The organism is Paracoccus sp. pheM1, assembly GCF_018499825.1.
Taxonomy (GTDB): Bacteria; Pseudomonadota; Alphaproteobacteria; order Rhodobacterales; family Rhodobacteraceae; genus Paracoccus; species Paracoccus versutus.
The window spans coordinates 400,164-425,212 of record NZ_JAGXCX010000001.1 but is presented as its reverse complement, the minus strand read 5'-3'; the positions used below and the strand labels follow the sequence as shown (position 1 = coordinate 425,212).

15 protein-coding genes are annotated in these 25,049 nt (G+C 70.3%); 4 read left to right on the top strand and 11 right to left on the bottom strand.

Annotated features, from left to right (window positions below):
* Positions 1-69 precede the first annotated feature (69 nt).
* On the top strand, positions 70-768 hold the full coding sequence (locus tag KF941_RS02175; protein WP_114535465.1) for a sugar transferase: 699 nt from the start codon (positions 70-72) through the stop codon (positions 766-768).
* On the opposite strand, the gene KF941_RS02170 is transcribed toward KF941_RS02175, so the two are convergent.
* A complete protein-coding gene (locus tag KF941_RS02170; RefSeq protein WP_240540192.1) occupies positions 762-941 on the bottom strand; it encodes a hypothetical protein in 180 nt (59 codons plus the stop codon). The two genes, KF941_RS02175 and KF941_RS02170, sit on opposite strands and share 7 nt — an antisense overlap.
* A gap of 233 nt (positions 942-1,174) precedes the next feature.
* Between KF941_RS02170 and KF941_RS02165 the strand changes: the two genes are divergently transcribed.
* Positions 1,175-2,380 (top strand): glycosyltransferase, encoded by a 1,206-nt coding sequence (locus KF941_RS02165; RefSeq protein ID WP_214272433.1) that lies wholly within the window; start codon positions 1,175-1,177, stop codon positions 2,378-2,380.
* Here the strand turns inward: KF941_RS02165 and KF941_RS02160 are convergent.
* From KF941_RS02160 to KF941_RS02140, 5 genes are all read right to left on the bottom strand, one after another.
* Positions 2,361-2,984: a 4-phosphopantetheinyl transferase gene (locus tag KF941_RS02160; protein WP_214272432.1), complete on the bottom strand. Its 624-nt coding sequence runs from the start codon at positions 2,982-2,984 to the stop codon at positions 2,361-2,363. The two genes, KF941_RS02165 and KF941_RS02160, sit on opposite strands and share 20 nt — an antisense overlap.
* Complete coding sequence (locus tag KF941_RS02155) at positions 2,981-7,624, bottom strand: MupA/Atu3671 family FMN-dependent luciferase-like monooxygenase (RefSeq protein ID WP_214272431.1); 4,644 nt, start codon at positions 7,622-7,624, stop codon at positions 2,981-2,983. Before KF941_RS02155 ends, KF941_RS02160 begins: the two co-directional genes overlap by 4 nt.
* Complete coding sequence (locus tag KF941_RS02150) at positions 7,621-8,613, bottom strand: glycosyltransferase family 2 protein (RefSeq protein WP_214272430.1); 993 nt, start codon at positions 8,611-8,613, stop codon at positions 7,621-7,623. Before KF941_RS02150 ends, KF941_RS02155 begins: the two co-directional genes overlap by 4 nt.
* A 2-nt stretch (positions 8,614-8,615) precedes the next feature.
* Positions 8,616-14,909, bottom strand: a complete 6,294-nt coding sequence (locus tag KF941_RS02145; protein WP_214272429.1) for a type I polyketide synthase — start codon at positions 14,907-14,909, stop codon at positions 8,616-8,618.
* A 99-nt stretch (positions 14,910-15,008) separates the two neighbouring features.
* Complete coding sequence (locus tag KF941_RS02140) at positions 15,009-16,433, bottom strand: hypothetical protein (RefSeq protein WP_214272428.1); 1,425 nt, start codon at positions 16,431-16,433, stop codon at positions 15,009-15,011.
* 108 nt (positions 16,434-16,541) lie between these two features.
* On the opposite strand from KF941_RS02140, the gene KF941_RS02135 reads away from it, so the two are divergent.
* A complete protein-coding gene (locus tag KF941_RS02135; RefSeq protein ID WP_214272427.1) occupies positions 16,542-17,306 on the top strand; it encodes a WecB/TagA/CpsF family glycosyltransferase in 765 nt (254 codons plus the stop codon).
* Between the two features lie 10 nt (positions 17,307-17,316).
* Here KF941_RS02135 and KF941_RS02130 read toward each other — a convergent pair whose 3' ends face one another.
* The 5 genes from KF941_RS02130 to KF941_RS02110 all read right to left on the bottom strand — a co-directional run bounded on the left by KF941_RS02130 (position 17,317) and on the right by KF941_RS02110 (position 22,102).
* Complete coding sequence (locus KF941_RS02130; RefSeq protein WP_036754284.1) at positions 17,317-18,351, bottom strand: ATP-binding cassette domain-containing protein; 1,035 nt, start codon at positions 18,349-18,351, stop codon at positions 17,317-17,319.
* Positions 18,348-19,130 carry an ABC transporter permease gene (locus KF941_RS02125; RefSeq protein ID WP_214272426.1) on the bottom strand — a complete coding sequence of 261 codons (783 nt, stop codon included), beginning with the start codon at positions 19,128-19,130 and terminating at the stop codon, positions 18,348-18,350. Before KF941_RS02125 ends, KF941_RS02130 begins: the two co-directional genes overlap by 4 nt.
* Positions 19,127-19,975: an ABC transporter permease subunit gene (locus tag KF941_RS02120; RefSeq protein WP_214272425.1), complete on the bottom strand. Its 849-nt coding sequence runs from the start codon at positions 19,973-19,975 to the stop codon at positions 19,127-19,129. Before KF941_RS02120 ends, KF941_RS02125 begins: the two co-directional genes overlap by 4 nt.
* A 53-nt stretch (positions 19,976-20,028) precedes the next feature.
* Positions 20,029-21,135, bottom strand: a complete 1,107-nt coding sequence (locus tag KF941_RS02115; protein WP_116222161.1) for an ABC transporter substrate-binding protein — start codon at positions 21,133-21,135, stop codon at positions 20,029-20,031.
* Between the two features lie 127 nt (positions 21,136-21,262).
* Positions 21,263-22,102, bottom strand: coding sequence for a fumarylacetoacetate hydrolase family protein (locus KF941_RS02110; RefSeq protein WP_072462375.1), 840 nt, complete (start codon positions 22,100-22,102; stop codon positions 21,263-21,265).
* A 156-nt stretch (positions 22,103-22,258) separates the two neighbouring features.
* On the opposite strand from KF941_RS02110, the gene mutS reads away from it, so the two are divergent.
* Positions 22,259-24,895, top strand: coding sequence for a DNA mismatch repair protein MutS (gene mutS / locus KF941_RS02105; RefSeq protein WP_214272424.1), 2,637 nt, complete (start codon positions 22,259-22,261; stop codon positions 24,893-24,895).
* Positions 24,896-25,049: the final 154 nt, after the last annotated feature.

Genomic DNA, 25,049 nt, shown 5'->3' with positions numbered 1-25,049 from the left:
CAAATTCGTTCTAGTTTTATTCAAATGCCCGGCTATACTGCGAGGGTAGTGATGAGGGCGGGTTTTCAAATGCGGCACACCACGGATTTCGATATCGAGACAATCGACTCGGTCCTGCAAACGGTCGCAAAAGGAAACACCAATCAGCCCCTGGGCGCCCGATCCCTTTACTCCCGCTTTATCAAGCGTCCGCTGGACATCACCGCCGTGCTTCTGGCGGTGCCGATCATCGTGCCGGTGGTGCTGATCCTGGCGCTCGTCATCCTGTGGCACGGCGAGAAGCCCTTCTACACCCAGCTGCGGGTCGGCCGTTCCGGCCGCAGCTTCCGGCTGTGGAAGCTGCGCACCATGGTCGAGGATGCCGACCGGCGGCTGGAGGAATACCTGGCCGCCAATCCCGAGGCCAGGGCGGAATGGGATCTGACGCAGAAGCTGAAGAACGATCCGCGCATCACCTCGACCGGCCGCTTCCTGCGCAAGACCTCGCTGGACGAGTTGCCGCAGCTGTGGAACGTGCTGCGCGGCGACATGAGCATCGTCGGCCCGCGGCCGATGATGATCGAACAGGCCCCGCTTTATCCGGGGGCGGATTACTATCACCTGCGGCCGGGCGTCACCGGGCTGTGGCAGATCTCGGATCGCAACGACAGCACCTTCGCCGCCCGCGCGACCTTCGACGCGCGCTATGCAGCCGATCTGAGCTTCAGCGGCGATGTCGCCATCATCGCCAAGACCGTGGGCGTGGTTCTGCGCTGCACCGGCTACTGAATGGTGCGGCCGCGTCCGGCCCCTATTTCGGCCTGCATCTCGTGCCGCTCGATACACCGGAAACGCCGCCAGGCGACGAAAAGGGTGGCGGCCGTCCCGCTGACGATATAGATCAGCAGCGCGGCCCAGAACGACAGATCGAAGGCAGCAAACCCGATCAGCGCGCTGGCCAAGGCAATTGCGACACCAAGGGTCAGGATGCCAGTCAGAGGCTTTCTCCTCAAATGTACAAATCCTCAGAACAATAGTGCCAAAGAAACCGGAAATCGCTAGACAAACTTTGGTGCGTCTTGCGGTAATATGGCATATCCGCCCATTGTTCAGCAAAAATAGGCGCCAACCAGCCGAAATCTCGGGACGATAACGGGGCGCAAGGGCTTTTCTTCATGGATTAGGGACCGTCAGCTTGCGAATCGGTTATTTGATCAATACCTACCCTCGCCCCTCGCACAGCTTCATCCGGCGGGAAATCGCGGCGCTTGAGAACGAGGGGCTCGAAATCCACCGATTCGCCATGCGCGGCGACGGCGGCGCGCTCAGCGATCCCGCCGACCTTGCCGAACATGCCCGCACCGAGCGGGTGCTGGAGGCCGGGGCCGCGCGGCTTCTGGCCGATCTGGCCGGACGCGGCGCGGCAAGCCCCGCGCAATTCGCCGCCGCCCTGCGGCTGGCGCGGCGCCGGGCGCGAGCCGGCGAAGGCAGCCTTGCCCGGCAGCTGATCTACCTGGCCGAGGGCGCGCGGGTGGCAGGCCGGGCACGGGCGCTGGGGCTTGCGCATGTTCACGCGCATTTCGGCACCAATTCGGCCAGGGTCGCCGCCTATGTGCGCCTGCTCGGCGGTCCGCGCTTCAGCTTCACCGTCCACGGCCCCGAGGAATTCGACAATCCCCAGGCGCTGGACCTGGGCGGCAAGCTGGCCCTGGCCGAGTTCTGCGTCGCCGTCAGCAGCTATGGCCGCTCGCAGCTTTGCCGCTGGGCCGCGCCCGGCGACTGGGACAAGGTCCATGTCGTGCATTGCGGCCTGGACCTGGCCCGCTGGGCCGAACCGCAGACCCTGCCGGCAGGCCCCTTCCACATGGTCGCCGTCGGCCGCTTTGCCGAGCAGAAGGGCTTCGGCCTGCTGATCCGCGCCTTCGCCCTGGCCTGGCGCCGCAATCCGGCGCTGCGCCTGTCGCTGGTCGGCGACGGCGAGCTGCGCCCGCAGGTCGAATCCCTGATCGCCGCCGAAGGCATGGGCAATGCCGTCCGCCTGCTCGGCTGGCAGGACGAGGCCGGCGTGCGCGCCGCCATGGATGCCGCCCATGCCCTGGTCACGCCCAGCTTCGCCGAGGGCCTGCCGGTGGTCATCATGGAGGCCATGGCCTGCGCCCGCCCGGTGATCGCCACCTATATCGCCGGCATCCCCGAGCTGGTCCGTCCGGGCCTGGAAGGCTGGCTGGTCCCCGCCGGCGACGCCGCGGCGCTGGCCGAGACGATGCTGCAAGCCGCCGAGGCTGCGCCCGAGGCCCTGGCAGCCATGGGCGCCCGCGCCCGCGCCCGCGTCATGGAACGCCACGACATCCGCGAATCCGCCCGGCGGCTGGCGGCGCTGTTCAGCCGCGCCACAGGCTGAGCGCCAGCCAGCAGCCCGCCGCCTGCCCCCAGCGCCCGCCGATCAACCGCTCGCCCATACAGGCGCGGAATCGCCGGGGTCCGACCACCGCCGGCACCGCGCGGAAATCCAGCATTTGGCCGGTCAGCGGATATTGCGCCTTGAACATCGCCTCCTTGGCGCAAAAGGCCAGCAGGGCATCCCCCGCGCCCTGCAGGCGAAAGGGCATGACCGTCTCGGCCAGGCCCTGCGGGACGGAGCGGTCGCAGGGTTCCAGATCGACGCCCACGCTGGCCCCGCCCGGCGGGGCGGCGATGGCGATGCAGTAATCGCCGCTATGCGACAGGCTGGCGCGCAGGCCCGGCGGCAGGTCCGGCTGGCGGTCCGGCCGCGCCGCGATCGGCCGGCCGGCGGGCAGGTCGTGCCCCGCCTCGCGGATCGCCGCCCGCAGCGCCATGCGGCCCAGGGCGAACTCGCGCCGCCGCTTGGGAACGGCGCGGGCGATGGCCTCGGCCTCCTGGGGCAAAAGCGGCGCGGGCTCCGCCGCCAGCGGCAGCACCGCGCAGCCGTAGCCCGCAGGCAGCAGGCGCCGGGCCAGCGCGTCGAGCGCGGCGGTCCCGCTCACCGCCCGCCGCGCAACTGCGCCCGCAGCGCCCGGCGCCGGGCCATGGCATCCTCGGCCGCCAGCACAGGCTCGGGCACCACCGCTGCCGGCGTGGGCGCGGGCGCAGGCGCGGGCGCCACCGGGGCGGCGACCGTGCCGAGCGGCGCCAGCGAGGCGACATGCTTCAGAAAATCCGCCATGACCGGGAAGCGGAAGATGTCCGTCACCCCCAGCCGCGGCAGCGCCAGCCGGTCGCGCATGGTCCGGTGCAGCTGGATCGCCAGCAGCGAATGCCCGCCGAGCGCAAAGAAATTGTCGCGCGGGCCGATCTGCTCGACGCCCAGCACCTCGGACCACAGCACCTGCACCGCCTGCGCCAGATCCTCGGTCGGGGCGGCGCTTGCGGCGACAGCCGCAGCGGCGGTGGCGGCCTCGATGGCCGCCGCCGGCGCCGCCCCCGCCGGAGCCTGCGCGACGGCCCCCGGCACCGGCAGATGCTTGCGGTCGATCTTGCGGTTCGGCGTCAGCGGCATCTTCTCAAGCCGCAGGATCCGCCCCGGCACCATATGCGCCGGCAAATGCGCAAGCAGCGCCTCGCGCAGCGCCTTTTCGCACAGTTCGGCCACGCCGGTGACATAGGCCACCAGCCGCTTGTCGCCGGGCACGTCCTCGCGCACCAGCGCCACCGCCTCGCGCACGCCGGGCAGGCTGGCCAGCTGCGCCTCGATCTCGCCCAGCTCGATGCGGAAGCCGCGCAGCTTCACCTGGTGGTCGGCCCGGCCGATATAGTCCAGCCCGCCGTCCTCGCGCCAGCGCACCAGGTCGCCGGTGCGATAGATGCGCGCGCCCCAAGGCGCGGCGCGATCCGCCGGCACGAAGGGATCGGGGCGAAAGGCCGCCGCGGTCAGATCCTCGCGCCGCCAATAGCCGCGGGTCACGCCATGGCCGCCGATCCACAGCTCGCCCTGCGCGCCGGGGGGCACCGGTACGCCGTCGCCGTCCAGCACATAGACCTGGGTATTGGCGATCGGCCCGCCCAGCGTCACCGCGCCGCCGTCGCTCAGGTCGGCCACCGTGGACCAGATCGTCGTCTCGGTCGGGCCATACATGTTCAGCACCCGCGCCCGCGTCGCCGCCTTGATCTCGGCCAGCAGCGAGGGCGGCAGCGCCTCGCCGCCCACCATCACGCATGTCAGCCCGGCCATGGCCGCCGCCACCTGCGGGTCCGAAACCAGGATGCGCGCCATGCTGGGGGTGCATTGCAGATGCGTCACCTTCCAGCGCCGGATCTGCGCCGCGATCGAGAAATCGCCCTCCTCGGGCTCGGCGCCATGCGGGTTCACCTCGGCCCGCAGCCGCGCCAGCAGCGGAAAGCCGGCCATCACCTGCTCGGGCGCGATGCCATAGTCGATCAGGCAGGCGATCTCGCCCACGCCGATGGCCTTCAGCTGCTCGACCCGCGCGATCCCATCCTCGAGGGAGCCGAACAGGCCCGAATCCTCGAAATAGCGCAGGAAGGCGAATTCCAGGATGCCGTCCAGCTCTTCCTCGGAGAGCGAGCCCAGGTCGATGGCCATCGGGTTGGTCATGCCCGCCGGGCGACGGAAGGCCGGGAAGTCCCAGGCATATTGCTTGACCAGCGCCGCGGCGCTCTTCAGGTAGTTCTTCATCGGCTCGCGGGCGATCTCGCGCGCCGTCTCGCGATCCTCGGCCAGGCAGGTATGCAGCATCAGCGTGACGGTGAAGCGCGCCGGATCATGGCCGGCCTCGCGCAGCGCGGCGTGGTAATCCTTGATGCGGCTTTCCACCGTGTCGATGCTTTGCCCCAGCAGGTGGGTCAGCACGTTCATGCCCAGCCGCCCGGCCTCGATCCAGGTTTCCGGGTTGCCGGCGACGGTCAACCACAGCGGCAGTTCCCTTTGCACCGGGCGCGGCTGCGTCACCACGCCGAACAGACTGCCGTCCTTGCGCGGGAACTCGACCGCCTCGCCGCGCCACAGCCGGCGCAACTGCTCGACGCCCTGGGCCAGCGCCGCCTTGTTGTTCGGCGGCGCGTTTTCCGGGCGCAGCACGAAATCGTCCGGCTGCCAGCCCGAGGCGATGGCCAGCCCCGCCCGCCCCGAGGTCAGGTTGTCGATCACCGCCCATTCCTCGGCCACGCGGGCCGGGTGGTGCAGCGGCAGCACGCAGCTGCCGGCGCGCACCGAGATGTTCTTCGTCACCGCCGCCACCGCCGCGCCCGAAACCGCCGGGTTCGGATAGGGACCGCCGAAGGCGTGGAAATGCCGTTCCGGCGTATAGACCGCGACGAAACCGTTCTGGTCGGCAAAGCGCGCACCCTCCAGCAGCAGCTGGTATTTCTTCGGCCCCGGCCCGTCGTCGTTGCCCCAATAGAACAGGCTGAAATCCATGCCGCCCGAAACCTCGCGCCGCGGCTGGGCGGGGACCGAGGACACCGCCAGCCGCGATTCCTCGCCCGCGATCACCAGCCGGAGGCCGCGCGCCAGCGACCAGAAGATCTCCAGCACCGAGATGTCGAAGGACAGGCTCGTGACTGCCAGCCAGGCATCGCCCGGCCGGTGCGGGATCACCGCGTCCATGCCGGCGAAGAAATTGGCGACGTTGCGATGCTCGACCATCACCCCTTTGGGCCGGCCGGTCGAGCCCGAGGTATAGATCAGATAGGCCAGGTTCTGCGGCCCGACGGCGCTGACCGGCGCCGCCACCAGCCCATGCGGCAGGTCGGTCGGGATGCCCACCACCTGCGCGCCATGCGCCGGCAGCCGGTCGGCCAGCCCGTCCTGCACCAGCACCACCCCGGCGCCGCTGTCCTGAATGTAAAGCTCGATGCGGTCGGCGGGATAGTCCGGGTCCAGGGGCACATAGGCGCCGCCCGCCTTCCAGATCGCCAGCGCGCCGATCACCAGTTCGGGCGAGCGGCGGGCGAACAGCCCGACCGGCTGGTCCGGGCCCACGCCCATCGCCACCAGCTTCGCCGCCAGCGCATTGGCGGCGCGGTCAAGCTGGCCGCGGGTCAGGGTGCGATCCTCGAAGGCCAGCGCCACGGCATCCGGGTCGGCCGCGGCCGTCTCGGCGATCAGCCCGTGGATGCAGGCCAGCCGCACCTCGGCTTGGGTGGCGTTGCGGGCGACCAGCAGCGCCTCGCGCTCATCCGCGTCCATCAGGGGGATGTCGCGCAGCGTGGTGGAGCCGGGCAGTGCCAGGCCGCCGTCCAGCGCGCGGGCCAGCCGCTGCGCCTGCGCGGGCGTGACGCGGGCCGGATCATGGTCCAGCCAGGCGCCGGTTTCGGTCAGGGTCACGCACAGCGCCGCATCCCGGACCGGGCCGCGGGCATCCAGGCTGATCGCCAGGTCCGGCGTGGCCATGTCGCGCAGTTCGGGCGCGCGGTGCAGCAGGTCGGCCATGAAGAAGCCGCGCCTGGCCTGTTCGGCGATCTGCGCCGCCAGCGCCTGCCCCAGATCGGCCAGCGTCCGCTCGCCCGGCGCCTCGACCGCCAGGGGCTGCCAGTCGGCGACGATCCCGGCCGCCTCGGGCTGGGCTGCGGGCCGCAGCGCCAGGTCGAAGGCGGCCTGCCCCGCCAGCCGCGCCATCAGCGAGGCGGCCAGCGCGATCCGCGCGGGCCCCGCGCCGGGCATCAGCTGCACGCGCTGGCTGGAACCGGAGCCCTCGCCCGGCAGCACCGCCGGGTTCATCCGCGCCAGTCGCGCGCGCCAGAAACCGTCATGCTTCGCCGCCTGCCCGGCCAGGTCGGTCAGCCGCGCGGCCTCCTCGCTGGAAAGCGGCGGGATCACCGTGCCCACCGGGGGCAAGTCGCCGGCAAAGCGCAGCCGCACCGCCGCGTCCGCCGCCGCGATCAGCGCCGAGGCGCCGTCATGGGACAGCACCGTGCCGGGCGGGGCCACGGCGGGCTCGATGCCCTCGAAACCCGCGACCAGCAGCACGCGGTCGGCCAGCCGGACCTTGGGCATGGCCAGCGGGTTCCAGTAGCCGCCATGGTCAAGGCCGCGCACCAAGGCGCCGATGCGCGCCGCGGCAGCCGTGAAGTCCAGCACCGCCGCCGCCTCGGGGCGCTTGTCGCGGCCGACATAGGTCCGCTGCGACAGATCCTGGCGCTGCCGCTGCGGGCCGGCGCCCTCGAGCTGCGCCACCACATCGGCAAAGCTTTCGGCACCGCGGGCAAAGCAGCGCGCGTTCAGCGTCAGCGCGGTGTCATCCTCGCGGATCTCGAACAGGCGCTGGGTCAGGATGTCGCCCTCGTCCACGCCGCCCTCGATCATGTGCCAGGTGACGCCGTGCTGCGGCTCGGCCCCGATGATCGCCCAGACCGGGGCGTTCAGCCCCGCCAGCCGCGGCAGCGGCCCATCGTGGAAGTTGATCGCGCCCAGCCGGCCGCGCGCCAGCATCTCGGGGCGCAGGATCGACAGGTTGGCGACGCTGAACAGCCAGTCGGCCGCGGGCGCATCGGCGGGCAGCGGCGCATCCTGGTCCTCGACCGCCAGCCCGGCGCCCTGCGCCCAGTCGCGCAGGTCGGGATTGCGCGTCACCACGGCATTGATGCGATGCCCGCGCGCCAGCAGCGTCTCGGCCGCGTGGCGCAGCAAGGATTCGTTACCCACCAGAATCGCGGAAAATTGCGTCATGGCTTACCCTTTTCAACATGAACGGGCTTTGGTTGCGGGCGAAAGGCGTGGCGCGTCAACTGCGCCAGATGGCCCGGCGGCCCATCCGGCTTGCGCCCCGACATAAGGCAGCGCAGGCGGAACACCCCCGCGCCCCCCAGATGGGCGACCGTGGCCCAAAGCGCACCCAGCCGCCCATGATGTTTCTCGAAATAGCGCCGCCGCGAATCGTACCAGTAATCCGGCGCGCGCTTCCATTCCTTCATGCCGGTGCTGACCGATCCGATATGCAGCACCAGGCTTTCGACCACGTAATGCGTCTGCCAGCCCGCCCGCGCCGCGCGGCGGCACAGGTCGGTTTCCTCGTAGTAGAGAAAGAACCCCTCGTCGAAGAGCCCGATGCGGTCCAGCACCTCCATGCGGATCATCATCGAGGCCCCCGCCGACCAGTCCACCCGCCCCGAGACCTGGGGCTGGGGCAGCGAGACGACCTTGCGGCTGAGCAGGCGCGAGATCGGCCCGGTGCGGCTCATCGATTCGAACTCGCCCAAGGCCGAGGGAAAGCGAAAGGCGGTGCTGTGCGGCATGTCGTCGGTGCCGCGCAGCCGCGAGCAGGCGATCCCGACCCGCGGATGCGCGCCCAGGTAATCGACCAGCGCCCGGATCGCACCGGGCTGCGGGATGGCGTCCGAATTGAGCAGATAGACCAGGTCGGCGCGGCGCCCGTCCGGCAGGCCCTGGCGGATGCCATGGTTGTTGCCGGCGCCAAAGCCGCCGTTCCAGCCCGATTGCACCACCGCGACGCGACCCGAAGGCCAGCCGCGCGCCTGCACGCCCGCCTGCATCCGTTCAAACGAACCGTCCCCGGAATCGTTGTCCACGATGGTCAACCCGCCGTCGATGCCCTGCATTTCGCGCAATGCGGCCTCGGCGGCCTGCAAGGACATCTCTGGCGTGCGCCAGTTCAGCACGATGACATGAACGCTGGGCGGGGCTGCATCGGGGTCCATGGTCACTCTGCCGCCTTGATCCTTGCCGGGGCGTCCGCATCGGCATCGCGCAGGATCTCGCGCAGGACCGAGGCAAGGCGGCGCACGTTCGGCTCCAGCACCATGGAATCGTGGTCGCCCGGCACCTCGATCACCCGCAGGTCGGGCATCCAGGGCGTCCAGCCGTTGTCCTCGACCACATAGTCGCGGCCGGAATTGATCCAGCGCCCGCCCGTCACCTTCCAGCGCTTGTCGAGCGGCGGGCGGAACATCGCCACCGGCCCGTCCCAGACCGAAAGCCGCATCCGGGGCAGCGCCGCCAGGAAGGCCGCCTCGATGGCCAGGTCGTGGAAGGCGCCGGTCGCCTCGGCGCCGACCTCGGCCTCGACCGCCTTGGCCTTGCTGCGGCGCTGGAATTCATAGGCCACGCGGTCGCGCAGCCATTTCCAGACGAAGCCCGCGCCCCCCTCGCGCAATTCGCCCAGGCGGATCATCAGCCGGTCCTTGCGGCCGACCGGCTCGCGCAGCGGCAGGGGCGTGTCGAGCATGACCAGCATTGCCACCTCCTCGCCCGCCGCGCGCAACTGCCGCGCCATCTCATAGGCGGTCAGCCCGCCGCCCGAGAAGCCGCCGATCAGATAGGGGCCGGTCGGCTGCACCTGGCGCAGTTCCGCGATATAGTCGCGGGCGGCCTCGGCGAAATCCTCATGCGGCTTGTCGTCGCCCAGCAGGCCGCGCGCCTGGATGCCCCAGAAGCGGCGATCCGGCCCCAGCCGCTGCGCCAGCTGGCGCAGGTTCATGATATTGCCGAACATGCCGGCGACCATGAAGAAGGGCGTGCCCTCGCCCCGCCCGCCCATGTCGACGAGAAAGCGGAACCGCGGCCGGGCCGCGACCGGCAATTCGCGCACGTTGTCGGGCGAGACCAGCTCGCGCGGGCCGGTGCGTTCCTCGACCAGCGCGGCCAGCTGCGCGATGGTCGGCGCCTCGAACAGGGTCGAGATCGGCAGGTCGACGCCGAACGCCTTGCGCAGTTGGCCGAACATGCGCACCGCGATCAGCGAATGCCCACCCAGGTCGAAGAAGCTGTCCGCCGCGCCGACCTGGGCAATGCCCAGCAGCCCGGACCAGATCGCGGCCAGTTCCGCCTGGATGCCCGGCGCCGGGGCGACGAAATCGCTGTCGAGGTCGGGACGCTCGAACCCGCCCTCGGCGGGCGCGGCATCCTCGACCACCCCCGCCTCGGCGATCAGCGCCGGCAGGTCCAGCGACGAGACATAGACCTGAGAAAGCCCGGTCGAGATCGCCCGGCTCAGCATCGCAGGCCCGATGGCGGCCGGGATGCCCTGGCTGATGTTGTGCTGCAAGCGGCGCTCGGCCGGGGACAGGCTGCACGGCGGCTGGCTGCGCGCGGGCGTGGCGGCGATGGCCGCCGCCAGCTTGCGCAGGGCAAAGCCGCGGATTTCGGCGACGACCGTGCCGTCGGGCGCGGCCAGGGTGATGTCGAATTGCGCCATGCCCTGCGCATCGGTGTTTTCGCCCGCATTGCGGATGCGGCTGACCACCTGCGCCGGCAAGGGCGCGTAAAGCCGGATCGCGCCATAGCCCATCGGCACCCATAGGTTCTCGGGCGTCCAGCCCTTGATCAGCTGCATGGCCCAGCCGGTCGCGATGTCCATCAGCGCCGGATGCGCCAGCCATTCCCCGGCCTCGGCGGCGTATTCGGGCGCAAGCGACAGTTCCGCCACGCCCTCGTCGCCGGTGACGCGATAGCGGCGCAGCACCTGCCAGCGCGGGCCGAACGCCATCCGGCCTTCCTGCGCCGAAGGCAGCGCCGCGCCCTGCCCGTCCCGGTCCCACGGCCCGCCGACGGCCAGCGGCTCGGGCGCCGGTTCCTGCAAGCCCGCGACCAGGGCCGAAACATTCGGCTCGCCCTGCGGATCGTCCAGGATATCGATGCGCATGGCATCGCCCTCGGGCGAAACGCGGGTGCTGACCAGCGCGGTGTCGGAAACCAGCACCGGGCGGCGGAATTCCAGGTCGCGGATCGCCAGCGGCAGGCTCAGCCCGCATTCCAGCGCGGCCTCGGCCACCAGCTCGATCCAGCCGGTGCCGGGCATCAGCGCCTGGCCCTGGGCGGTCTTGTGGCCGCCGATGATCCAGTCCTGCATCTTCAGCGCGGTGCGGAACTCGCGCCCGCCCGGCATGGGCAGGCTTTCGTCCAGCAGCGGCCGCCCTTGCGGCACCGCCACGGCCGAGGCCGTGTCCAGCCCCATCGCCCGCGCCGCCATGCCGGCATCGGCCCAGACGCCCCAGTTGACCGCGACAACCCGGCCCAGCGCCTGCGGTGCCGAGCGCGCCACCGCGTTCAGGTATTCGTTGGCGGCGACGTAATCCGCCTGCCCCGCCGGCGCGATCGCCGAGGAGGTCGAGGAGAACAGCACCGTCAGCTTCGCGGGATTGTCCGCCAGCCCCTCGATCAGCGCGCGGGTGCCCAGCAGCTTCGGCGCCAGCACGTCCCAGGCCTCGTCGTCGGTCTTGGCCGCGATCAGGCTGTCGCGGATCACGCCCGCGGCATGCAGCACCACGTCCAGGCTGCCGAAGCGCGCCCGCGTCTCGGCCACGGCGCGGGCCATGTCCTCGGGGCTGGTCACGTCGGCGCGGATCGCCAGCACCTCGGCGCCCAGCGATTCCAGTTGCCGGACCGAGGCCATGACGGCGGGCGAATCCACCCGGCCGCGCGTGGTCAGCGCCAGTTTCGCGCCGCCGCGCTGCGCCAGTTCGCGCGCGATGGCCTGGCCGATGCCGCCGAAGCCGCCGGTGATCAGGCAGGCCGCGCCCTGCGGGATGGCGGCCATGCCGTCATCCTCCAGCGCCACCCGCTCCAGGCTTTGCTCGAACCGCCGCCCGTCGCGCCATGCGGCGACGGCGGCGCCCGAGGGGGCCAGCGCCTCTTCCAGCAGGTTGGCGGCCAGCGCGTCCAGGCCCTTCGCCGGCAGGCGGATGTCCACCAGGCGGGCGCGGATATTCGGCATCTCATGCGGCATGACGCGGATCGGCCCGGCTGCGGTGGCCTTTTCCGGCACCGGGGCGGGTTCGTCCGCGACGCGCAGCGCGTCGTTGCAGATGGCGATCAGGTCCAGCTTTGCATCCGGCAACTCGGCGCCGATGGCCTGGGCCAGGTGCAGAAGGCCGAAGAAGCCGCGCTCCAGCTGGCTGTTGAGCAGGCTGGAGCCGGGGCGGAACTTAGCCCCCTGCGTCACCGACCACAGGTGCAGGATGCGGTCGGGCACCATGTCCTGCCCGGCCAGCGCGGCCAGCAGCATCTCATAGCCCTCGCGGTCGGATTCGACCGGCAGCAGGAAACGGCCGTCGCCGCCCGCAACCGTCTTGTCGGCGAAGGTATCGCCCACCTCGACCACGGCGACGCGCTGGCCGCGGGCGCGCAGCGCCTCGGTCAGGCGCGCGGCAAGGCCCAGCTCGTCGGCAAAGACCAGCCAGGTCCGCGCGCCCTGCGCCACCGGCCCCTGCGGCCCGATCTCGATATTCGGCGAGGCGAGTTTCCACGCCGGACGCCAGCCCCAATCGGCGGGCGCGTCGATCCGGGCCAGTTCCGAGGCCGCCTCGGTCGCGGCATGGGTGGCGCGTTCGATGAAATAGCGCTTGCGCTGGAAGGCATAGCCCGGCAGCGACAGGCGCTGGCGCCGCGCGCCGCCCCAGACCTGGTCCCAGTCGATCTGCCCGCCGCAGGCCCAGAACCGCGCCAGGGCGCCCATGAAATAGCTGTCGTCGCTGGTCGCATGGTCGCGGTGGCGCAGCGTGGAAATCACCTGGTTGGCGGCGACCGCCGGATGCGCCTTGGCCATGGCCTGCATGGCGCGGCCCGGCCCGACCTCGACGAACACCCGCCCCGGCACCTGCGCCAGATGGGCGATGCCATCGGCAAAGCGCACCGTGCCGCGCAGATGCGCGACCCAATAGTCGGGGCTGGTCGCCTCGGCCGCCGTCAGCGGCTGGCCCGAGCGGTTCGAGATGATCGGGATCTGCGGCGCATTCAGCGGGATCGAGGCGAGATAGGCGCGGAATTCGGCCAGGATCCCGTCGAGCAGCCGCGAATGCGCCGCGATCGAGATGGCGATGCGCTGGCATTCCACCTCGCGCGCCGCCATGCGCTCGGCAAAGCGGTCCAGCGCGGCATCGGGGCCCGAGACCACCGACAGGCCCGGCCCGTTCACCGCCGCCAGGTCCAGCCCCAGCTCGGCCAGCTCGGCCGCGAAATCCTCGGGCGCCAGCGGCACCGACAGCATGCCGCCCGCCGGCACCCGGTCGAACAGCAGGCCGCGCAGGCGCACCAGGCCGATGCAATCCTCGAAGCTCATCACCCCGGCGATGCAGGCGGCGGTATTCTCGCCCATGGAATGGCCGATCAGCGCGGCGGGGGTCACGCCCCAGCTGATCCACAGCTGCGCCAGCGCATATTCGGTGATCATCAGCAGCGGCAGCTGCAGCGAGGGCTGCAGGAGCCGCCGGTCCGCCTCGGCCTCGGCCCCCGGCTGGGGCAGCCACAGCGCGCGCAGGTCGGCGCCATGCGCGGCCGCCATGTGGTCGAGGCCGCGGTCCATCCATTCGCGGAACACCGGCTCGGTTTCGTAAAGCCCGCGCGCCATGCCGGCATATTGCGCACCGCCGCCGGGCAGCATGAACACCGCCTCGGCCGGGTCGCCGGCTTGCTGGTGGTCGAAGACCAGCAGCGGGTCGGGATCGGCCAGAAGCCGCGCCGCCTCGGCCGCATCATGCGCGACCAGCACGCGCCGGCGGTCGAACTGCCGCCGGCCCTGCGTCAGGGTAAAGGACAGATCGGCCATGTCCACGGCCGGGTTGGTCGCCAGCCAACCCGCCAGCGCGGCCGAATTGGCGTCCAGCGCCGCCTTGCTGCGGCCCGAGACGGCGATGATGTGGAACGGCCAGTCGGATTCCCCCGACGCCTCGGCCAGGGGCGGCTCTTGCACGATCACATGCGCATTGGTGCCGCCGACGCCCAGCGAGTTCACCCCGGCACGGCGCGGCCCCGGCACCGGCCAGTCCGACAGCCGGTCGTTGACCTGGAACGGCCCGCCCTCGAAGTCGATGGCGGGGTTCGGCGCCTCGTAGCCAAGGCTGGCCGGGATCTGCCCGTGATGCACCGCCAGGGCCGACTTGATCAGCCCGGCGCTGCCGGCGGCGGTGTCGAGATGGCCGATATTGGTCTTGACCGAGCCGATGCGGCACGGCCCCTGCCGCGTGCCGTCCGAAACCCGCGCATAGGCCTGGTTCAGCGCCGCGACCTCGATCGGGTCGCCCAGCGCAGTGCCGGTGCCGTGGCATTCGACATAGCCGATGCTGTCCGAGGAAACCCCGGCCATGACCAGCGCCTCGGCCACCGCCTGCGCCTGGCCCTCGACGCTGGGGGCCAGGTAGCCGGCCTTGGCCGCGCCGTCGTTGTTGATGGCCGAGCCCTTGATGACCGCCCAGATATGGTCGCCATCGGCCAGCGCGTCGCGCAGCCGGCGCAGCGTCACCACCGCCGCGCCGCTGCCGAAGACGGTGCCCTGCGCGCGATGGTCGAAGGCATGGCAATGGCCGTCGGGCGACAGGATCTCGTTTTCCTTGTAGAGATAGCCAAGGCCATGCGGCAGCTCGATGGTCACGCCGCCGGCCAGCGCCATGTCGCATTCGCCCGAGTTCAGCGACTGGCAGGCCATGTGGATCGCCACCAGCGAACTGGAACAGGCGGTCTGCACGCTGATGCTGGGCCCCTTGAGGTCGAAGACATGGCTGACGCGGGTGGACAGGAAATCCTTGTCGTTGCCGGTGTGGCGCAGCAGGAAATGGCCCACGCCATCGACCAGGTCGCGGTTCGAGCAGACGTTCCAGTAGTAATAGCTGCCCATGCCGCAGCCGGCCCAGACGCCGATATTGCCGGCGAAACGCTCGGGCGGATGCGCCGCATCCTCCAGCGCGTGCCAGCAGGTTTCCAGGAACTTGCGGTGCTGCGGGTCCATGATCGCCGCTTCCTTGGGCGAAAGCCCGAAGAACTCGGCGTCGAACTCGTCGAACTGCTCCAGCACGGCGGCCGAGGGGACGTAGTTCGGGTCCGACAGCCGCGCCCGCGACTCGCCCCGCGCGATCAGCTCGGCCTCTGGGATGCGGCGGATCGCCTCGACGCCCCGGCACAGGTTGTCCCAGTATTCGGCGATCCCCGCGGCCCCCGGCAACTGGGCGGCCATGCCGATGATAGCGATATCACCGTCTTCGACGGCGGGTTTGTCAAAGGCCATGCGGTGCCTCATTGAACTCGTGGAATGCCCCTGTGGGCAGCAATGACTTAACAACTGGCGCGCGTATCCGGCATAGCGAATCCCGCGCTTCGGACCAACCTATAAAACCGTCCGCAGGCCTGCCTTTTTAGGCAGAATCCGCTGGACCGCCGGCAGATCGGCCGACTCGCCCGCGCCCTGCCGCAGCCGGCGGGCATTGCCCAGCAGCGCCCCGGCGGTCAGCCAGGTCAGCGGCGTCAGGGTCGCATTCGGGATCAGGTCCAGCATGTTCATCGCCAGCATCAGCGAGATCGCGCCAAGCACCACCATCTCGGCCTTGCGCGGCGGATGCCGGCCGCCCGGCATCGCCCGCAGCAGCGCCAGGATCGGCGTCAGCAGCAGCAGGAACTGCGCCAGGTAGCCGAAGATGCCCCGCGCCCCGATCAGGATCACCCATTGCCCGTCCGGGACCGAGGTCAGCCGGCCGTTATAGGGATCGTAGAACAGCGACCGCCCCCAGCCGCCCCAGCCGAAGGCCGGCCGCTCCATCGCGCGCTCCAGCAGCTCCTCTTCGTTCATCAGCCGGAACTCGAGCGAGCGCCCCCGCTCGGGCGAGATGGACATGGCCAGGTTGACGATGCCCTGCAGCGGCATCCACGAGGTGGTGCGCAGCGTGGGATAAGAGACGGCGGCGGTGGCCACCAGCGCCGCCACCAGCACCATCGTGCGCGGCCGCGCAAAGGCCACCAGCGGCGCCGCCATCAGCGATTGCACCAGCGCCCCCGCCGATTTGCACAGAAAGACGATGCAGGCCAGGTAGACCGCAATCAGGATGTTGCGCCGCGTCGGCTCGTTGCGGGCAAAGGCGATGGCGGCCAGGAAGGCGGTCATCGTCATCAGCGCCACCCACAGCGGATGCTCCAGGAAGACGATGGGGCGATAGCCGCCATAGCGGATGGTCTGGACGAAATCGTGCTGGAAATAACCATAGACCCAGACGTTGATCTGCGGGCTCATCCGCAGTTCGATCAGCATGGGAACGGTATAGCACAGGACGCCCAGCAGCAGGCTGCGCGCCCAGAGCTGGGCGCCCCTGGCATTCCACAACAGCTTGTAGCCCAGGAAGAAGGGCAGCAGCAGCAGCGTCTGCACGATCAGGTCGGCCACGCCCTGGCTGATCGACATGGCCGGCCGATAATTGACGCCGTCGATCAGCGGATCGGGATTGGTCAGCGCCGACAGGATGGGCGCGGCGAAGTTCATCGCCAGAAGCAGCATCACCCAGGGCCCCATGGGCGGCGGCGCGGGCTCGTTGCGGGCGCGCTCCTTGGTGACGAAATAGACCATGATGGCGGCGGCCAGCGCCGGGACCATGTGCTTGTTCAGGCCGGGAAAGGCGGGCACGTCGATCTCGACCAGCTGCGGCAGCAGCAGGTAGCCGGCAAAGATCGACCAGATCATCGCCTGCGCCCGCTCCATGCGCTGGAACAGCACCGCCACCACCACCGGCCAAGTCACCAGCACCATGAAGGCCAATATGGGCATGGCCCGACTCCCGTCCCCGCCTTGTCGACCGGCGGTGCGAAGGACGTTGCAATCCCCTCGCCGCCAACACATCCTGCCGTCGATTCCGGCCGGACCCGAGGGCTTATCATGCATTTCAGCTTTCCCGACGGCAATGCCGTCCGCGTCAATTGTCGGGATTCTTCCGCGCTGCTGGCCGCGGTGCGGCAGCGGCTGGCCGAGAGGCGCGGCTTCGCCATCGCCACGATCAACGTGGACCACCTGCAAAGGCTGGGCGAGGACGCCCGCTTTCGCAGCGCCTACGGGGCGCATGACCTGGTCTGCGCCGACGGCAACCCCATCGTCTGGCTGTCGCGCATCGCCGGCCGGCCGGTGGCGCTGGCGCCCGGCTCGGACCTGGTGCTGCCCCTGGCCGCCGAGGCGGCGCGGGCCGGCCTGCCGGTGGCGCTGATCGGCAGCAACGACGAATCGCTGGCGCTGGCCGCGCGCAGCATGCAGGCGGCGGTGCCGGGGCTGCGCGTCGCGCTGACCCATGCGCCGGGCTTTCCCTTCGACCCGACGGGCGAGGAAGCGGCCCAGATCATCGCCCGCATCCGCGCCTCGGGCGCCCGGCTGTGCTTCCTGGCGCTCGGCGCCCCGCGGCAAGAGCTTTTCGCCATCCGCGCCCGCGACGCGCTTGGCGATGTGGGCTTCGCCTCGATCGGGGCCGGGCTCGACTTCCTGTCGGGCCACCAGCGCCGGGCGCCGCAATGGGTGCGGCGGATCAAGCTGGAATGGCTGTGGCGGATGCTGTCCAACCCGCGCCGGCTGTTCCTGCGCTATGCCAAGGGCTTCGCCATCCTGCCCGGCCACCTGCGCCGGGCACTGGCCATCCGCGGCGAAAACCGGAAATAGGCCCGGCCCCTCAGCCCGGCAGGACCAGCCATCCGGCCTGCGCGGCCGCCAGGCGCACCTGCGCGCCGGGCTGGGGCAATGCCACCCCCGGTTCGTTGAAACGGTCCAGCACCACCTCGCGCCCCGCGGCCCGTGCCCGCAGCCGCTGGACCGAGCCCAGGAACTCGACGCCGGTGATCTCGGCCGGGATGCCCTCGGCGGCGATGCGCAGGCTTTCCGGTCGCGCCGCCAGGGTGATGCGGCCGGCGGGCAAGGGGCGGTCCAGCGCGATCTCGGCCCCCTCGACGCGGACGAGGCCGCGGGCCGGGTCCAGCACCTCGGCTTCGAAACGGTTCAGCGTGCCGACGAAGCCGGCCACGAAATCGGTCGCGGGCTGGTTGTAGATCTGCGCCGGCGTGCCGGTCTGGTCGGCGATGCCCTTGTGCATGACCACGATGCGGTCCGAGATCGACAGCGCCTCTTCCTGGTCATGGGTGACGAAGATGGTGGTGATGGCCAGCTGCTGCTGGATCTCGCGGATCTGGTTGCGCAGGCTGACGCGGATCTTGGCGTCCAGCGCCGACAGCGGCTCGTCGAGCAGCAGCACGCGCGGGCGCGGCGCCAGCGCACGGGCCAGCGCGACGCGCTGCTGCTGGCCGCCCGAAAGCTGCCAGGGATAGCGCCCGCCCAGGTCCGGCAGGCCGATCAGCGCCAGCATCTCGGCCACGCGGCCGGCGCGTTCGGCGCGTGGCACGCCCGCGGTGCGCAGGCCGAAGCCCACGTTCTCGGCCACGGTCAGGTTCGGAAACAGCGCATAGGACTGGAACACCATGCCAATCTGGCGCTGGTTCGGGCGCAGGCGCGTCACGTCCCGCCCGTCGATCACCACCCGGCCCGCCGTCGGCGTCTCGAACCCCGCGACCATGCGCAGCACCGTGGTCTTGCCGCAGCCCGAGGGGCCCAGGAAGGACACGAACTCGCCCTTCTCGACGCCCAGGTCGAAGTCGTGGACCACCCTGGTCGGGCCAAAGGATTTCTGCAGGTGGTCGAGGGTCAGGAAGGTCATTTCGCTTGCATCCGTGTGCCGAACAGGCGGGAGATCAGCTGCATCACCCCCATGCAGCCCCAGGTGACGGCAAAGGCGATCACCGCCAGCGCCGCCGGCTCATAGGCGCGGTTCGCGCCCAGGAGCTGCATGTAGGGGCCGAAGGCGGGACGGTTCAGCAGCGCCGCCATGGTGAATTCGCCGATGACGATGGCGAAGGACAGGAAGGCGCCGGACATCACCGCGCCCAGCACGTTGGGCAGGATCAGCCGGCCGATGATCCGCGCCCAGCCGGCGCCCAGCGATTGCGCCGCCTCGGTCAGCGAGCGCACGTCCAGCGTGGAAAGCCCGGTATCGACGGCGCGATACATATAGGGCAGCGCCAGCGTGGCATAGCCGCAAAGCAGCAGCAGGTTGGTGCCCGACGCGGTGCCGGTCAGCGGCAGGATCGAGCTGGTGTTGTAGAGCCGGATATAGCCGAAGGCCACGACGATGGCCGGAATGACCAGCGGCAGCAGGGTGATGAACTCGATCACCGGGCGCAGCCGCGGCAGGCGCAGCCGCACCCAATAGGCGGTCGGCACCACGATCAGCACCCCCAGCAGAATGGTCAGAGCCGCCATGGCCACCGAATAGCTGAAGGTGGCGCGGAAATTCGGGTCCGACAGCACCGAACGATAGGCATCCAGCGAATATTCCCCGCGCCGCATCCGCAGCGAGAACTCGATGGTGCCGATCAGCGGCAGCAGGAAATACAGCCCGCCGACGATCAGCGCCGCCCAGGACCAGACCCGCCTCATCGCATCCACCGCTCGGCGCGGGCGCGCATGACGACATAGGCGAGGTTCGCCAGCCCGGTGACGACGATCATGCCGAAGGCCATGGCATAGCCCAGGTGCGGGTCTTGCAGCACGTCGCCGCGGATCTGCGCGAACAGCATGATCGGCACGATGGACAGCGACGAGCCGGTCAGCGCATAGGCCGTCGCCACCGCGCCGAAGCTGTTGGCAAAGAGCAGCGCGAAGGTGCCCAGAAGCGACGGGAACAGGATCGGCAGCGCCACCATGCGCCAGTATTGGAAGGTGCTGGCGCCCAAGACCTCGGCCGCCTCGCGCCATTCGCGCTTGAGCCCCTCCAGCGCCGGGGTGATGATCAGGATCATCAGCGGGATCTGGAAGAACAGATAGGTCAGCGTCAGGCCCCAGAACCACAGCAGGTTGAAGCCCATGGCATAGATGTTGATGCCGAACCATTGCCGCAGCAGCATCGTGACCAGCCCCACCCGCCCCAGCGTGGCGATGAAGGCAAAGGCCAGCGGCACGCCGGCGAAATTCGAGGCGACGCCGGAAAAGGTCATCAGCGGCCCCTTGATCCAGCCCGGCACGCCCCCCATCACCACCGCCGCCGCCATGGCAAAGCCGATCAGGCAACCGAGCAGCGCCGAGGCCAGCGAGATCTTGATCGAGATGGCAAAGCTCGACACGATCCGCGGCGAGGCGAGCCCAGCCAGGTTGGCCAGCGTGAACTCGCCCTGCGGGTTCTGGAAGGCGCCGATGACGATGTTCATCGTCGGCAGCACCAGAAACAGCAGCGCGAAGGCGAAAAAGGGCAGGACGCCCAGCCAGTTCCAGCCGATCTGTCTCATTCCGCCTCGCCCGTTCGGGGCGGCCCCGCCGGTGCGGGCGGGGCCGCCGCGCCTTATTCCTGGACCGCCGCGCCGACGGTGGCGTCCCAGCCCTCGGTCACGACCTTCTTGTTGGCCTCCTGCTGCTCCAGCGTCGGGAAGATCGCCTTTTCATAGGCGTCCGCCGGGGGCAGCGCGTCCAGCAGCTCCTGCGGCACCTTGCCGCCCGCAACCAGGTCGTTGAAGCGGATCGGGTGGCAATAGCCTTTCAGCCAGCCCAGCTGGCCCTCGTCCGAATACAGGTATTCCATCCACAGCTTGGCCGCGTTCGGATGCGGCGCATAGGCCGAGATCGCCTGGACATAGACGCCCGCGACCACGCCGTCCTCGGGGATGACGACCTCGACCGGCGGGTTGCCGTTCAGGCTGTCGCGCCAGGACAGCAGGTTGTAGTCCCAGGCGGTGACGATCGGCGTCGCGCCCTGGGCGATGGTCGCCGACTTGCCGATGACGGGGACGAAATTGCCGGCCTTGTTCACCTCGGCCATCAGTTCCATGCCCTTCTGGCCCGAGGCCTCGCCCGGCTCGCCGCCATTCGCGATGCCGGCCGCCATGACCGAGATGATCGCCTGGGCCGAGGCGCGCGGATCGCCCGCCAGCGCAAAGGCGTTCGCGTATTCCGGCTTGGTCAGGTCTTTCCAGCTTTTCGGCGCCGCGTCGATCAGGTCGCTGTTCACGCCAAAGGCCATCACGCCGTAATAATCGCCATACCAATAGCCCTCGGCGTCCTTGGCATCGTCCGGGATCGTGTCCCAGGTCGCGACCTTGTAGGGCTGGATCAGCCCCTCGGCCTTGGCCTGCGGGCCGAAGGACAGGCCCACGTCGATCACGTCGGGCGCCTGCGGGCCCTTGTTGTCCTTGTTGGCGCGGATCGCCTCCAGCTCGTCGGCCGAGCCCGCGTCGGGGTTCAGCTCGTTGACCTGGATCTCGGGGTATTTCGCCTTGAAGCCCTCGATCACGCCGCCATAGTTGCACCAGTCATGCGGCAGGGCGATGGTGGTCAGCATGCCCTCGGCCTTGGCGGCCTCTTCCAGCGCCGCCAGATCCTGCGCCGAGGCGACACCCGCACCCGCCAGCAGGCTCAGCGCGGCCAGCCCCGCCGCGGTCGATTGAATGGTCATTGGTCAACTCCGTTCCAGAACACGCCCCATAGGCGGCTGGATGCCACCTAGCGGCCCCCCGTGACAGTCTTGCGACGGAACTCCCCTGTTGGCAAAGGTTTTTTTCCAGCCTGCCCTAGCCGCCCGGTCAGGGCACCAGCGCCAGCCCCACCTTCATGGCCCGGCCGCCGATGCGATATTCGGCCTCGATCCGGTGGCCGGGCCGGGCGGGATGCAGGCCGCCCAGCGAGCCCAGCGAGATCACCGAGCCAGGCTTCAGCTCATAGCCGCCCTGCTGGACCAGCCACAGCACCACGTCCAGCGGATGGCCCAGAAGCATCTCGCCCGAGCCGGTCGCGACGCTCTTGCCGTCGAGCTTCAGGTTCACCGTCAGCGCCGCCAGGTCGGCGACCGGATCGCGCAGATCCGAGATCGGGATGCCGCGGCCCAGCACGCCGCGCCAGGGCGTCACGCCATAGGCCACCATCAGGGGCCCGGTCGGCACCACGTCCTTTTGCAGCGCCAGGTCGGGCAGCTCGATGAAGGGCCGCACGTCCCGAAGCGCGGCCGCCACCTCTTCGCGGGTGCGGGCCTGCATAATGGCGGAACTGCCCACGGTCACGACCAGGTCGGCCTCGAAGAACGGCTCGCGGCTGCCCGCAAGGCTCAGCCGCGCCCCGTCCGGCAGCAGCATGGGCGCAAACAGCGCGCCCGCCACCGGCTCGGTCACGCCGAAGCGTTCCTGCACCGGCTTCGAGGTGAAGCCGACCTTCACCCCCACCGGCGCGCCCAGCTCGGCCTCCAGCACGCTGCGGAAGCTGGCATAGGCGCAGGCCCCCTCCTCGAGCGTGCGCACCAGGGGGTCGGGCAGGCGCTGGCCGGCGATCCAGCCGCGCGCGGCATTCTGCATCAACGAGACATCCGGGCAGGCCGCGACGGCCACGCCCGCCAATGGCAGCATGATTGCGCCCAGAATCAACGATTTCATCGCCTCGCCCCAAAGACTGTTTTCCGCCAGACGATGCCGCAACAAAGGGCGGCTGTCACCGGGATTCTTGCGTCACCGGCGCAACTTGCCCGCATCCTGTTTGCATCGGCCCGCGCATCCCCTAGAAGAACGGGACCGCAGGCGACAAGGCTGGACATGAGCGACCAACCCACCCCGATGATGGCGCAGTATCTTGCGATCCGCGACGCCAACCCCGGCGCGCTGCTGTTCTATCGCATGGGCGATTTCTACGAGATGTTCTTCGAGGACGCGGTGGCCGCCGCCGCCGCGCTCGACATCGCGCTGACCAAGCGCGGCACGCATCTGGGCGAGCCGATCCCGATGTGCGGCGTGCCGGTCCATGCCGCTGAGTCCTACCTGCTGACGCTGATCCGCAAGGGCTTCCGCGTCGCCATCGCCGAGCAGATGGAAGACCCGGCCGAGGCCAGGAAGCGCGGCTCGAAATCCGTGGTCGCCCGCGACGTGGTCCGCCTCGTCACCCCCGGCACCCTGACCGAGGAATCGCTGCTCGAGGCGCGGCGGCACAATTTCCTGGCCAGCTTCGCCACGGTGCGCGAGGAATCGGCGCTGGCCTGGGTCGATATTTCCACCGGCGCCTTCCGCGTCATGCCCTGCCCGCCGGCGCGGCTGGGCCCCGAACTCGCCCGCCATGCCCCGCGCGAGTTGCTGGCCGCCGAGGGTTCGCGGCTGGACGAGACCGCCGCCGAGGCGGGCGCGGCGCTGACCGAACTGCCGGCGATGAGCTTTGACAGCGCCGCCGGCACGCGCCGGCTCTGCGCGCTGTTCCAGGTCGAGACGCTGGACGGTTTCGGCCAGTTTTCCCGCGCCGAACTGGCCGCCATGGGCGCCATCGCCGATTACCTGGAGCTGACGCAAAAAGGCCGGATGCCGCTGATCCGCCCGCCGGTGCGCGAGGCGCTTGGCGGCGCCATGCAGATCGACGCCGCCACCCGCCGCAACCTGGAACTGACCCAGGCGCTGTCGGGCGGGCGTGAGGGGTCGCTGCTGGCCGCCATCGACCGCACGGTGACGGCGGGGGGCGCGCGGCTCTTGGAACGCCGCATCAGCGCACCATCGCGCGACCTGGGCGAAATCCACGCCCGCCAGGCCGCGGTCGCGCATCTGGTGGACGACCCGCGCCTGACCGCCGACCTGCGCGAGGCGCTGTCGCGCGCCCCCGACATGGATCGAGCGCTGTCGCGGCTGGCGCTGGAGCGGGGCGGGCCGCGCGACCTGGCCGCGATCCGCGCCGGGCTGACGCAGGGCGCGGCCATCGCCGCCATGCTGGGCTGCGACCAGATCGCCGTGCTGGCCGAGGCGGCGCGCGACCTGACCGGCCATGACGCGCTGATCGACCTGCTCGACGAGGCGCTGGTGGCCGAGCCGCCCTTGCTCGCCCGCGACGGTGGCTTCGTTGCGCCGGGCTATGACGACGACCTGGACGAGACCCGCCGCCTGCGCGACGAGGGCCGCGGCGTCATCGCCCGGATGCAGGCCGATTACATCGCCGAGACCGGCGTCCAGAGCCTCAAGATCAAGCACAACAACGTGCTGGGCTATTTCATCGAAACGACCTCGACCCATGCCGAGCGGATGCTGGCCCCGCCGCTGAACGGGCGCTTCATCCACCGCCAGACCACCGCGAACCAGATCCGCTTCACCACGGTCGAGCTGTCCGAGCTGGAAACCCGCATCCTCAACGCCCGCGACCGCGCGCTGGAGATCGAGCGCGAGATCTTCGCCCGCCTGGCCCGCGCCGTGCTGGACCAGGCCGGCCCCGTGGGACAAGCGGCCCGCGCCCTGGCCGAGATCGACCTGACCGCCGGTTTCGCCGACCTCGCCTCGGGCGAGGGCTGGGTGCGCCCCGAGGTCGACGCCAGCCGCGCCTTCGTGATCGAGGGCGGCCGGCATCCGGTGGTGGAGCGTGCGCTCAAGCGCAAGGGCGAGGCTTTCGTCGCCAACGACTGCGCCCTGACCGAGGGCGAAACCCCGGCGATCTGGCTGCTCACCGGGCCGAACATGGCCGGCAAATCGACCTTCCTGCGCCAGAACGCGCTGATCGCCATCCTGGCGCAGGCCGGGGGCTTCGTGCCCGCCCGCCGCGCCCATATCGGCCTGGTCAGCCAGCTCTTCAGCCGGGTCGGCGCGGCGGACGACCTGGCGCGCGGGCGGTCCACCTTCATGGTCGAGATGGTCGAGACCGCGGCGATCCTGAACCAGGCCGACGACCACGCGCTGGTGATCCTGGACGAGATCGGTCGCGGCACCGCGACCTGGGACGGGCTTTCCATCGCCTGGGCGGTGATGGAGCATCTGCACGGCAAGAACCGCTGCCGCGCGCTCTTCGCCACGCATTACCACGAAATGACCAGCCTGTCGGCCCGCCTGCCCGGCGTCGAGAACGCCACCGTCGCCGTGCGCGAATGGGAGGGCGAGGTGATCTTCCTGCACGAGGTCAGGAAGGGCGCCGCCGACCGCTCCTATGGCGTGCAGGTGGCGCGGCTGGCGGGGCTGCCGCCCGCGGTGGTCGAGCGCGCCCGCGACATCCTGCACCAGCTGGAAAGCGGCGAGCGGCAGGGCACCGGCAAGCCCGCCGCGCTGCTCGACGACCTGCCGCTGTTCCGCGCCGCCCCCGCGCCGGCGCCCGCGGCCAAGGCCAAGCCCTCGGCGGTCGAAGACCGCCTGCGCGGCCTCAACCCCGACATGATCAGCGCGCGCGAAGCGCTGGACCTGGTCTATGAGCTGCGCGGGATTCTGGAGGGCGAGGCGTAAACGGCGGGGGCCGGACCGGCGGGCCCGATCCGCTTCCTCGGGTTTTCCCGACCGGGCCGGTGCCGGTCGCAAGGATCATGAAAATGCGCCCTATTTTCGCGTCTTCCGGCGCGAAAATCCGTGCGACGCTTACCAGCCGGTAACGATTGCCGGT